Origin of the sequence: Natrinema sp. H-ect1 (assembly GCF_041821105.1) — an archaeon.
In the GTDB taxonomy this organism is placed as follows: Archaea; Halobacteriota; Halobacteria; order Halobacteriales; family Natrialbaceae; genus Natrinema; species Natrinema thermotolerans.
Genome location: NZ_JBGUBA010000002.1, coordinates 517,818 through 530,127, shown reverse-complemented (window position 1 = coordinate 530,127; position 12,310 = coordinate 517,818). Strand labels below are relative to the sequence as shown.

General features: G+C 67.5%; 9 protein-coding genes. 6 read left to right on the top strand and 3 right to left on the bottom strand.

The window, feature by feature from the left end; genetic code table 11:
• Window position 1: 1 nt before the first annotated feature.
• On the bottom strand, window positions 2-1,384 hold the full coding sequence (locus ACERIM_RS06885) for an aspartate aminotransferase family protein (protein WP_373631839.1): 1,383 nt from the start codon (window positions 1,382-1,384) through the stop codon (window positions 2-4).
• 434 nt (window positions 1,385-1,818) lie between these two features.
• Between ACERIM_RS06885 and ACERIM_RS06880 the strand changes: the two genes are divergently transcribed.
• From ACERIM_RS06880 to argS, 6 genes are all read left to right on the top strand, one after another.
• Complete coding sequence (locus ACERIM_RS06880) at window positions 1,819-4,116, top strand: amino acid permease (protein WP_373631838.1); 2,298 nt, start codon at window positions 1,819-1,821, stop codon at window positions 4,114-4,116.
• Between the two features lie 99 nt (window positions 4,117-4,215).
• Window positions 4,216-5,088, top strand: a complete 873-nt coding sequence (locus tag ACERIM_RS06875; protein ID WP_373631837.1) for a proline dehydrogenase family protein — start codon at window positions 4,216-4,218, stop codon at window positions 5,086-5,088.
• A 259-nt stretch (window positions 5,089-5,347) separates the two neighbouring features.
• Window positions 5,348-6,307, top strand: coding sequence for a succinylglutamate desuccinylase/aspartoacylase family protein (locus ACERIM_RS06870; RefSeq protein ID WP_373631836.1), 960 nt, complete (start codon window positions 5,348-5,350; stop codon window positions 6,305-6,307).
• A gap of 1 nt (window position 6,308) precedes the next feature.
• Entirely contained in the window at window positions 6,309-7,442 is a 1,134-nt protein-coding gene (locus ACERIM_RS06865; RefSeq protein WP_373631835.1) for a threonine synthase, read from the top strand.
• Between the two features lie 25 nt (window positions 7,443-7,467).
• Window positions 7,468-8,004, top strand: coding sequence for an NUDIX domain-containing protein (locus tag ACERIM_RS06860; protein ID WP_373631834.1), 537 nt, complete (start codon window positions 7,468-7,470; stop codon window positions 8,002-8,004).
• A gap of 540 nt (window positions 8,005-8,544) precedes the next feature.
• Window positions 8,545-10,332 carry an arginine--tRNA ligase gene (gene argS / locus ACERIM_RS06855; RefSeq protein WP_373631833.1) on the top strand — a complete coding sequence of 596 codons (1,788 nt, stop codon included), beginning with the start codon at window positions 8,545-8,547 and terminating at the stop codon, window positions 10,330-10,332.
• 108 nt (window positions 10,333-10,440) lie between these two features.
• Here argS and ACERIM_RS06850 read toward each other — a convergent pair whose 3' ends face one another.
• Together ACERIM_RS06850 and minD are read right to left on the bottom strand one after the other, a co-directional pair.
• Complete coding sequence (locus ACERIM_RS06850; RefSeq protein ID WP_373631832.1) at window positions 10,441-10,962, bottom strand: hypothetical protein; 522 nt, start codon at window positions 10,960-10,962, stop codon at window positions 10,441-10,443.
• Window positions 10,963-11,252: 290 nt separating this feature from the next.
• Window positions 11,253-12,140 carry a cell division ATPase MinD gene (gene minD, locus ACERIM_RS06845; protein ID WP_373631831.1) on the bottom strand — a complete coding sequence of 296 codons (888 nt, stop codon included), beginning with the start codon at window positions 12,138-12,140 and terminating at the stop codon, window positions 11,253-11,255.
• Window positions 12,141-12,310: the final 170 nt, after the last annotated feature.

Sequence of the window (12,310 nt, the reverse complement as noted above, 5' to 3'; positions counted from 1 at the left end):
GTCAGGCGGTTCGTGTCGCCTCGGCGGTGACCGCTTCGATCGCCTCGACGACGACGTCCAGTGCGGTTTCTGCCAGATCGTGGGTCAGCACAAGCGGCGGCAGGAACCGAAGGACGTTGCCGTGGCGGCCGGCCGTCCAGACGAGGACGCCGCGCTCGAAGCAGTACTGCTGGATGGCGTCGACGAGATCGCCGTCGGGCTTGCCGTCGGTGTCGACGAACTCGGCACCGATGAACAGCCCCTTGCCACGAACGTCAGCGAGGTGGGCATTGCCCTCGCCCGCCTCGCGGAGCCGCCCCCGAATGTACTCGCCGAGGTCACGGGCGTGCGCGAGCAGGTCGTGGTCCTGAATGTACTCGATGGCGCGGGTGCCGGCGCGCATCCCGACGACGTGGCCCCGGTAGGTGCCGGCGTGGTCGCCCGAGCCCCAGGTGTCGAGGTCCTCGTGGTACATCGTCGCCGAGAGCGGGAAGCCGACACCGCCCAGCGCCTTCGCGCTGGTCATCGCGTCGGGGGTGATCCCCTCCCAGTCGCTGGCCCACCACTGGCCCGTCCGACCGAGCCCGCTCTGGATCTCGTCGAAGACCAGCGTCACGTCGTTGTCGTCGGCGATGTCGCGCAGCCCCTGCAGGAACCCCTCCGGGGGCGTGACGATCCCGCCCTCGCCCTGGATCGGCTCGACGATGATCCCCGCGGGGTTCGCGAGGCCGCCGTAGGGGTCCTCGACGATCGCCTGGACCTCCTCGAGTGCGTGGTCGACCGCTTCCTGAGGTGCCTTGTCCTGGCGGAACGGATGGGGATAGGGCGCGTGGACGACGTCGGCGAGCAGGGGCGTGTAGTCCCCCTTGAACTTCTTGTTCGAGGTGACGCTCATCGCGCCGGTCGTCGCGCCGTGGTAGGCACCGCGGAACGCGATGAGGCCGTCGCCGCCGGTGTTGTACTTCGAGAGCTTGATCGACGCCTCGACGGCGTCGCTACCCGTCGGGCCGCCGAAGACGACCTTCTGGTTCCCCGCCAGTCCGTCGGGAGCGATCTCGTCGAGTTTCTCGATCAACTCGAGCCGGGCCTCGGTCGGGAAGTCGACCGTGTGAACGAACTTGTCTGCCTGTTCGTGGACCGCCTCGAGGACGTACGGGTTCGAGTGGCCCACGTTGAGGACGCCGATCCCCGCGAAGAGATCGATGTAGGTGTTGCCGTCGGCGTCCCGAACGGTTGCGCCCTTGCCCTCCTCGAAGGCGATCGGGATGTCGTCGGGATACGCGACCGCGCTGCTGTCGATCTCACGCTGTTTCTCGAGCAAGGCCCGCGTGTTCGGGCCGGGAACGTCGTCGACGGTCGGTGCGTCCGCGAAGTGGAGTTCGTCTATCGGCGGTCCTGCCGTCATACGTAGTGGCAAGGGAACCGGTTACAAATAACTTGTCCACGATATTCATGCAGACTGTATACAGATATTGAACACGGTCCGGTGTGGGTGACTCGAGATGCGACGAGACCACACCGCGATGCCGTCTTCGCGTCGCGATCGATCGACGGCGGTCGCTTGCCGCGACGGACCGCGAGAAGTCGGCCCACGAGAGCCGTTCGCAGGTCCTTACCGTAATCAGGGAGTTTATCATCGGTTCCGACACAATTCCGGGCGATGAACATCCAAACTCGAGTCCGCGGTCCGTCGAGACGGTCGGTATCGAACGCGACCCAGCGACGCAGACACCGGTCGAAACGGACCGACGAGCGCGGAGGTCCGCGCTCTGTCGGGGTCGTCGATGCGGCGTCGGGCCGCGTCCTCGGACCAGCCGAGGGCGGCGGGGGTGGCCCCGTATGAGCGCCGACGAGGAACTCGCGAAGGACCTCGGCCTGCTGTCGGCGATCGCCATCGGGATCGGGACGATGATCGGGGCCGGCATCTTCGTGTTGCCCGGCACCGCGGTGGCTCGTGCCGGTCCGCTCGCGGCGCTTACCTTCGTCATCGGCGGCGTCACCGCCCTGTTCACGGCACTGTCTGCCTCCGAACTGGGGACGGCGATGCCCAAGTCAGGCGGCGCGTACTTCTACATCAATCGCGCCCTTGGGCCGCTCTTTGGCTCGATTAGTGGCTGGGCCAACTGGCTCGGACTCGCCTTCGCCTCCGCGTTCTACATGTACGGGTTCGGCGAGTACGTCAACCAGCTCGTGGGTGCGCCGGCGATCGGGTTGGGGCCCGTCACGATCTCGGCCGCCCAGACGATCGGCCTGATCGGCGCGGCGCTCTTTATCGCCGTCAACTACATGGGCGCGAAGGAGACCGGCGGCCTCCAGATCGGGATCGTCCTCACGCTGCTTGCCATTCTGGGCGCCTTCACGATCGTCGGGCTGTTGAACGCCGACCTCGAGTCGCTGCGGCCGCTCGCCCCGGAGGGGACCCCCGGCGAGGTGCTGCCGGTGACCGCCATCGTCTTCGTCTCCTATCTCGGCTTCGTCCAGATCACCTCCGTCGCCGAGGAGATCAAGGATCCAGGACGGAACCTCCCGCTCGCCGTCATCGGCTCGGTCGTCATCGTGACCGTCGTCTACGCGCTCTTCCTGCTGGTCCTGCTCGCGGCGGTCCCGAACGACCTCGTGGCGAACAACGATACCGCCGTCGTCGAGGCCGCCGAACTGCTGTTCGGACAGTACAGCGTCTTCGGCTTCGGCCTAGGAACGCTCGGCTGGGGGCTGCTCTTGCTCGGCGGGCTCCTCGCGACGGCCTCGAGCGCGAACGCCTCGATCCTCTCCTCCTCGCGGATCAACTTCGCGATGGGCCGGGAGAAGATCATCTCGCCGTCGGTCAACGAGATCCATCCCCGCTTTGGCACGCCGTACAAGTCGATCCTGATCACCGGCTCGCTCATCATCGTCTTCCTGCTCTTCGGTAACCTCGAGATCCTCTCGACGGCGGGTTCGGTCTTACACCTGATCGTCTACGGCCTGTTGAACATCGCGTTGATCGTCATGCGGGAGGCCGAACCGGCCGACTACGATCCGGACTTCGAGGTCCCGCTGTACCCGGTCGTCCCGATAATCGGGACGATCTCGTCCTTTGCCCTGATCGCCTACATCGAGCCGTTCGTGCTCCTGCTGTCGGCGGCGCTGGTCGTCTTCGCGGGCGCGTGGTACCTGTTCTACGCCCGCCAGCGCGTCGAGAGCGCCGGCGTCTTCGCCGGCTGGATCCTCGACCGCTCCGAGGAGATGCCCGACGCCGCGGTCGCCGCGGCCGACACCGTCCGCCCCGACGCCGCCAAAGCGGCGGACGCGAGCGAGACGGGTGACGACTTCCGCGTGATGGTCCCGCTGGCCAACCCCCGGACCGAGAGGGACCTCATCACCCTCGCAGGAGCCATCGCGAAGCAACGCGGCGGCACCGTCCACGCGGTCCACATCGTGCAGGTGCCGGACCAGACGCCGCTGGCACGCGCCGAGGAGAACGAGCGCCTCGACGCCGAGTCCAAGAAACTGCTCGAGCAGGCCCGGACCGACGCCGAGACGTTCGGCGTGCCCGTCGAGACCCACACCGTTCTCTCACATCGCTCGTTCGAGGAGGTCTTCGATGCCGCTCGCGCATTCGAGGCCGATCAGGTCGTCATGGGTTGGGGACCGACCGCCCACGGCCGGGCAGAGTCGCGCATCGACGAACTGACCCACGACCTCCCCTGTGACTTCCTCGTGCTGAAAGAGCGGGGCTTCGATCCGTCCCGCATCCTCGTCCCGACCGCGGGCGGCCCCGACTCGGCGCTCAGCGCCGACGTCGTCCGACTGCTCCGCGAAGAGTTCGACTCCGAGGTGACGCTGTTGCACGTCCTCACCGACGACGAGTCCCTCGCTGAGGGCGAGCAGTTCCTCGAGGAGTGGGCCGCCGAGAACGACCTCGCCGACGCCGAGTTGCGACTCGAGGACGGCGACGTCGAGACGGCCATCACCGAGGCCGCGACGGAGTCGACGCTGGTGGTCCTCGGCGCGACCGGGAAGGGTCTGCTCTCGCGGATCGTCCGCGGCTCGCTGGTCTTAGACGTCCACGAGGACATCGAGTGTTCGGTGCTGCTGGCCGAACGGGCCCGCGAGCGCTCCATGCGCGAGCGGTTGCTGGGACACGACGAGGAGTGAGCGTCGCGGCGTCCGGGACATCGACGCGACGCTGCCACCGCCCGTCACGACTCGCGAAACGGAGGAATCCTCTTGTCGGTCGCGCCCCCAGTAGGGGCTATGATCCCGCCGATCGCGAACCGGTTCGTCGCGGGAGAGTCCCCGGCCGAAGCGCTCGACCACGTCCGGCGGCTGAACGACCGCGGCGTCGGCGGCATCGTCAACCTCCTTGGTGAACACTACGACGAGCGCGGGGCGGCCGCCGCCGACGCCGCCGAGTACCGGCGGCTGGTCGACGACATCGCCGGCTCGCGGCTCGGGGCCTGCATCTCGGTCAAACCCTCGCAGCTGGGCCTCGAGATCGACGAGTCGGTGTTCCGGCGGGAACTGGCGGAGATCGTCGCCGCCGCGACCGAGCGAGGCGTCTTCGTCTGGATCGACATGGAGGATCACACGACGACCGACGCGACGCTGGACGCCTTCGAGGCGGTCGCCCGCGAACGGGGCGGGGGTGAGCGATCCTCGTCGGAACCTCAATCCGACGGTGGGGTCGGCGTCTGCCTGCAGGCGAACCTCCGACGGACCCGGGCCGACGTCAGGCGACTCGCCGACGTCCCCGGCAAGATCCGGTTGGTCAAGGGTGCCTACGATCCGCCCAGCGACGTGGCCTACACCGATTCCACGCGCGTGGATCAGGAGTATCGGACTCTGCTCGAGTACGCGTTCGAACACTACGACGGCGGGATCGCGGTGGGCAGCCACGATCCGGCGATGATCGAACACGCGACGGCGTTACACGACCGTTACGGCACCGACTTCGAGATCCAGATGCTGATGGGCGTCCGCGAAGCGGCCCAGTACGAGCTGGCCGAGGAGTACGACGTCTATCAGTACGTCCCCTACGGCGACCGCTGGCTGTCGTACTTCTATCGTCGGGTCGCCGAACGGCGGGAAAACCTCCGGTTCGCGCTTCGGGCCGTTCTCAGTAGCTGACCGGGACCGATACACGACCGTTGCTCGAGAACTCGAGCCCCGGCCGGCCTCGAGTGCGGGCCACTGCCGACCTCGAGCGCGAACTACGGCCGACCTCGAGTGCAAACCACGGCCGGCGTGGCTCGCCGAAAGGCGGGGGATTCGACCCGTCTCGGTTCCGTGAAACCGGCAAGCGGCTCGGTCGTTCGTCCCGTCGCTGCTCCCACCGCTCGAGATCAAAGGATAGTATAAAGGCGAACGGGTTCATCGTGAGGGACATATGACGACGACGCTCGGTACGGCGAGCGCGGGGCCCGGCGAGATCGATACGGGCCGTCTCGAGGTCGGCGAGACGCGGGATGGCAGTCCGTTCGGACTGCCCGTGGCCGTGGTCAACGGCACGAAGTCGGGGAAGACCCTCTACATGCAGGCGGCAAGCGACGGCGACGAACTCAACGGCGTCGGCGTCGTCCAGCGGGTCGTGCCGCGACTGGACCCCACCGAACTCTCGGGGACGATCCTGATCGTCGGGATCGTCAACTACCACGCGTTTCAGGTCGCCGAACACCGGAACCCGATCGACGACACGAAGATGAACAGGGCCTATCCGGGCAACGAGGGGGGTACCTCGACCGAACGGATCGCAGCCGCGACCTTCGAGGCCGCCTCGCGGGCCGACCTGATCCTCGATCTCCACCAGGGCTCGACCAGCCGGATGCTCGATGAGGTCCGGGTCCGCTGTGGGAAGCGCCACCGGCTTCACGACCAGTGTCTCGAGCTGGCGAAGGCCTTCGGCTGTGGCTACGTCCTCGACCAGAAGGGGCCGGACGGCCAGTTGGCCCGCGCGGCCCCCGACGAGGGGATCCCGACCGTCGACCCCGAACTCGGCGGCGCGGTCGGCTGGGACGAGGAAAGCATTCGAAAGGGCGTCACGGGCGTGTTCAACGTCCTCCGATACTACAACTTCCTCGAGGAAGGGAACCCGCTCGAGACCCAGACGCGAGCGAAGGGCTTCGAGCAGTACGGTGCCCCTGCCGGCGGGCTCGTGACCCGAACGAAAGACCTCGGGGACCGCGTCCGCCCCGGCGAGACGCTGTTCGAGGTGACGACCCCCTTCGGCGAGCCGAAAGCGGAGGTGACCGCCGACAGCAACGGAATCCTCTGGCGGGCCAGACGGCTCCCACAGGTCGCGACCGGCGAGTACGTCTGTTCGGTCGGGACCGACATCGACGAATACTGATATGGCGGCCGATCTCACCTGCCCCGACTGCGGGACCGTCTACGAGGCCGGACCGGACGAGCCCTGGCGCTGTGGCTGTGGCCACGCGCTGGAGTTCGACGAGCGACCGCACCCACAGGGCGATCCGCTCCCGTTGCATAGCCTCGACACGACCGAGGGGCTGTGGACCTTCTTCGAGTTCCTCCCGATCGAACAGCACGTCACCTTCTACGAGGGCTTTACGCCGCTGGTCGAGGCCCCCGACTGGGACGCGGAGTTCAAACTCGAGTACGTCTTCCCGACGGGGTCGTTCAAGGACCGCGGCGCGACGACGACGCTCTCGCGGGCGGTCGAACTCGGCGTCGAGAAGGTCATCGAGGACTCCTCGGGCAATGCGGGCGCGTCGATCGCGACCTACGCCGCGCGGGCGGGGCTGGACGCGGACATCTACGTCCCCGCCGACGTCAAGCAGTCCAAGCTGATGACGATCCAGCGGGCCGACGCCCGCCCGGTTCGGATCGAGGGGACCCGGGAGGACGTCACCGCCGCCTGTCAGCGGGCCGTCGAGGGCGACGGGGAGCGCGATACCCCCTACCAGACCGGTGACGGCTGGTACGCCAGCCACGCCTGGAACCCCGCCTTCTACGCGGGTACGATGACCTTCGCGTTCGAGGTGGCCGCCCAGCAGGGCTGGACCGTCCCCGACGCCGTCGTCCTCCCGATCGGGCACGGGACGCTCTTTTTGGGCGCGTATCGTGGTTTCTCGCTGCTGAACGAGGCCGGCATCGTCGACGGGATGCCGCGGCTGCTGGGCGCGCAGGCGGCCGGCTACGCCCCCATCGTCGCCGCGCTCGGCGGCGACACTACCGACGCCGACGGCGAGGGGACGACCATCGCCGACGGTATCCAGATCGCCGAGCCCGCACGCGGCACCGAGATCCTCAAGGCCATCGAGGAAACCGACGGCGACGCCATCGCCCTCGGCGGGGATCCGATCGAGACCGCGCTCGATCGACTCCACCGCAACGGCTTCTACGTCGAACCGACCTGTGCGGTCGCGCCGGCGGCCCTCGAGCAGTATCGCGAGAACGGCGTCATCGACGACGGGGACGACGTCGTCGTCCCGCTGACCGGCAGTGGATTGAAGACCCTTTGAGGCCTGCATACTGAGACGTCGACGAATGGTCAGCCGACCCCCGACGTTCTGTCCCGACTGTGGTGCCCGCCTCGAGCGGACGAGTGCCGACGACCGCGAGCGAAAGCGCTGTCCGGACTGCGAGGCCATCGTCTGGCACAACCCCGTCCCCTGTGCCGGCGTCGCCGTCGTCGACCGCTCCGGGCCGGACCCGGCCGTCCTCTGTGTCGAGCGCGGCGTCCCGCCGGGGGTTGGCGAGTGGACGATCCCCGGCGGTCACATGGAGGTCGGCGAGGAACCCCCGGAGGCGGCCGCCCGCGAACTCGAGGAAGAAACCGGCGTCGCGGTCGATCCCGACGACCTCGAGATCCTGTCCGCGTCGGCGATGCCGCCCCGAACGGGCAAACACGTCGTGACGGTTCACTACGTGGCCGACCGGGCCGACGCCACCGGCGAGCCGGTCGCGGGCAGCGACGCGACGGACGCCCGGTTCTGGACGCCGAGCGAGTTCGACGCCTCGAGCGAGACGTTTCGGCCGGTCCACGAGGAGCGGTTCCGGGAGGCCGCGCAGTTTCTCGAGTGACGGACGAGTGCAGTCCGTAGCGAGTACACAGCCGCCGAAGTCCGGTTTGCGGTGGCGCGCGCTGGCGGCCGCCTGAGTGCGGGCGAAGGCGGCCGGTGACATCGTGCGAGGGATGAGTGAGCGACTACCGGGAGCGAACGAATCGGCTGGGGAGGGCGTGGTTCTCATCGTTGCCACGATAGTAGGACGTTCCTCACTGGTAACACACAGCAGGAACGGAACAGTGTTTTTTGACGTGATTCGGAAGCAAAGCGTCCTGCTAGCGTGGCAACAGGGAATGGCCACGCCCTCCCCAGCCGATTCACTCACGCCTGTCGGCGTTCGCTCATCCCTCGCACGACGTTATCGACTGCCCTCGTTATCCCTCAGGCAGTCGACAGCGTGCGCCACCGCATATCGGCGGTCTCAGAGCCGATACACCGTCCTATTTCTCGAGCAAATCTACCGGACTGGATCACGGTCCTCGCACTCGAGTCGTATCCGAACGAGCCCGAGCCGAAACCCGACATCCCTTTACTCCGGCCCTGAATACGGGCGGGTATGTTCCTTGCCCTACGCACGGAAGTCGAGGACGCCCTCGAGGGGGCGCTCTCAGCGCTCGACTTCCCGACGGACGATCTCGGGATCGAAGAACCGCCGGACGACGTCGCGAGCGTGCTGGCCTCGAGCGTCGCCTTCCGACTCGCTAGCGAAGCGGGCGCGCCGCCGCCGCAGGTCGCCGGCCAGGTCGCCGACGAGATCGACGCCGACGAGCTGACCTACGTCGCCGCGGTACAGACGCAGGGCCCCTATCTCAACTTCCTGCCAAGCGACGCCTACTTCGCGGAGACGCTGTCCGAAGCGACCGCCGACGACTACGGTACCCTGCCGGACCGCGATACCAGCGTCGTCGTCGAACACACGAGCGCGAACCCGACGGGGCCGGTCCACGTCGGCCGCGCGCGGAACCCGATCATCGGCGACGCCGTCGCGAACCTGCTCGAGTACGCCGGCTACGACGTCGACCGCCACTACTACGTCAACGACGCCGGCCGGCAGATGGCCGTCTTCACGTGGGCCTACGAGACCTTCGACGAGGCGGACTTAGAGAGCGAGCCCGAGCGCGACCGGAAAGAGTACGACCTCGTGCGCTACTACCGGAAGGGCAACCGGTTCCTCGAGAACGCCCCGGAGGACGAGGCCGAGGCCGCCGAGGCCGAGATCGAGTCGATCATGCAGGGCCTCGAGAAGGGCGACGACGAGGCCTACGAGCGCGTCAGCGAGGTCGTCGATCAGGTGCTTGGCGGGATGACCGAGTGTCTGGAGCGCCTGCCGGCGGAGTTCGACGAGTTCGTCAAGGAGACCCGGTTCATGCGCAACGGCGACACCGACGACCTCGTCTCGCGGCTCAAAGACCTCGATGAGTCGGTCTACGAAGAAGAGGCCTGGCAGCTCGAACTCGAGGACCACGGGATCGACAAGAACCTCGTCTTCCTGCGCTCGGACGGCACCTCCCTCTATGCCACGCGGGACCTGGCCCACCACGAGTGGAAGTTCGACGAGTACGACCGCGCCGTGACGGTGCTGGGCGAGGACCACAAGCTCCAGGCCCGACAGCTCCGGACGACGCTCGAGTTGCTTGGCAACGACACCGACGGCCTCCGGCAGGTGCTGTACTCCTACGTCAACCTCCCCGAGGGGAAGATGAGTACCCGTCGCGGGACCGGCGTCGATCTGGACGACCTGCTGGACGAGGCGATCGACCGGGCCCGCGACGAGGTCGAAGACCGGCTGGACGACCGCATCCGCGACGACGAACTCGACGACGACGACATCGAGCGCATCGCCCATCAGGTCGGGATCGGTGCCGTCCGCTACGACATCGTCTCGAAACAGCCGACGAAGGCGATCACCTTCGAGTGGGACCGCGCGCTGGACTTCGAGGCCCAGTCCGCGCCGTACGTCCAGTACGTCCACGCGCGCTGTTGTGGGATCTTGGAGGAAGCCGGCCTCGACCCCGAGGCCGACCTCGCGGACCAGGACGTCGAACTCGAGGCACTCGAGGCCGACCTGCTCGCAACCGATGCCGAGCGCGACCTGCTGGAGACGATCGCGCGGTTCCCGGCGGTCGTCGACGAGGCCGGCGACGACCTCGAACCACATCAGATCGCGACCTACACCCGCGAGTTCGCCGATCGGTTCAACGGCTTCTATCGGGAGTGTCCGGTGCTGGCCGACGACGTCGATCCTGACGTTCGCGAGGCCCGACTCGCGCTGGTCGCCGCCTCGAAACACACGGTCGCGAACGCCCTGTCGATCCTGGGCGTGGCCGCGCCGCGGTCGATGTAAGCGGCCGGGGTCTGCGGGGCGGTCGCAACGGTGCCGGTCGTCGGAACGGGCGTGCGACTGGTCGGAGTGTGACCGAAAGAACGACGCCGTCCACACGGACGACCGCGCTTACCCGTCGGTGGTATCGAACACGAGGTCGGCGAGTTCGTCCTCGTCGATCTCGTCGTTGATGTACTTGATCGCCCACTGGACGTCGACGTAGAACGACATCACCATCGCGCCGTCCTGCTCGAGGACCCAGGTGACGCTGTTGACCTCGGCCGCGAACGCCTCGGGGTCGGTGATCGCCGCCGCGAGCGTCTCCCCGATCGACTGGAGTTCCGCACGCAGTACGTCGGGGTCGGTCGTGGTCGTCGTCGCGACGACGTCGACCTCGTCGCCGTCCTTGTTGATGTCTTTGATCGATATCTTCTCGCTGTCGAGTTCCATCGCGTCCGTGTCCATTCCGGGGATGTCGGACTCGTTCTCGTCGTCGGGCTCGCCGTTGTCGCCGTTCCCGCCGTTGGACGGCGACCCGTCGTCGTCATCGTCATCGTTCGAGTCGTCGTCGCCGGTTTCGTCGCTGGAACAACCGGCGAGGACCGTTGCGAGCGCAGCGCCACTGCCGAGGAGGATCTTTCGTCGCTCCATGGGCGACCCATCGGGAACAGTCGTGATTAGTAATAAGTTCGTTACCCGGTCAGTCACGAGCGGCGACTAATTCGGATCGTCCCGGCGGTCGAAACCGCGTCGAGAAGGGTCCACCAAACCGATCGAAACGGCGACCATATCGGCTCGAGACCGACAGTACGTGGCGTCCGACCGCCGTGCGCTCGTGAAGAGACCGAACGGCGCTAATCGGGTCGTTCCGAACCGCGGGTCGATACCCGCGACCGAGAGCCAGGGAAGGCATCCGTTAACTGTCGCGTTCGGGCCGCCGATCAGGGATCGGACTCGGCTTCCGTGATCGCACTCGAGACGTCGTCGTGTGCGGCTTCCCGCTCCTCGGTTTCGTCGGTCGCGGCGTCGGCGGCCGTGTCGGACTCGGACACCGCACTCGTCCCGTCGTCGGCGTCCGCGTCGGCCGTCTCGGGATCGTCGTCGGTTGGAACGGGCACCTCGAGGCCGGTCAGATCGGCCGCGAGCCGCCGGTAGGCGACGGCCGCCGGGCCGTCGGGTTCGTAGACGACCAGCGGCGTCCCGGCGTAGACGCTGTCCCGGGCCGCCGGGTCCTCGGGGATGGTCCCGAGCAGCGGCACCTCGAGGCGGTCAGCGAGTTCCTCGTGGGAGACGTCGCCGTCGGGTCGGGTTCGGGTCAGGACGAGGCCCGCGACCTCGCCGCCGGAGCGGTCGGTCAGCTCGACGGTCTTTTTCGTGTCGTGGACGGCGGCGGGTTCGGGCGTCGAGACGAGGACGACGGCATCGGCCAGTCCGAGCGGCAGGACGGTTTCGTGACTGATGCCGGCCCCGACGTCGAGCAGGACGTAGTCGAAGCGCGAGCGGAGGTCCTCGACGGCCTCGCGCAGCCCTTCGGGGGAGGTCTCGGCGTACTCGTCGAGGCTCGTGCCGCTCGGCACCGCGACGATGTCGTCGGCCAGTCGATAGGTCGCGTCCTCGATCGATGCGTCGCCGGCTAATACGTCGTGAAGGGTCGTCGAGTCGGGAGAAAGGCTGACGAACCCGGCGAGGTTCGCCATCCCGAGGTCGGCGTCGACGATGGCGACGCGTGCCCCGGCGTCCGCGAGGGCCGTGCCGAGGTTGACCGTCGTCGTCGTCTTCCCGACACCGCCTTTTCCGCTCGCGATGGCATAGACAGTCTCGTGAGACATACGTGGGTACTGTCCGGACAGTGGAACGGCACCCCCTTAAATCGTCACCTCACCGCCCGCCCGGTGGGAGGGTCGGCCGACCGGTGGTCGAACGCGGTCCGATCGAACGTCGTCGGACCGGGCGGTCGCCCGGTCGATCGGTGTGTCAAAGGATTCTTACCGACAGCCCG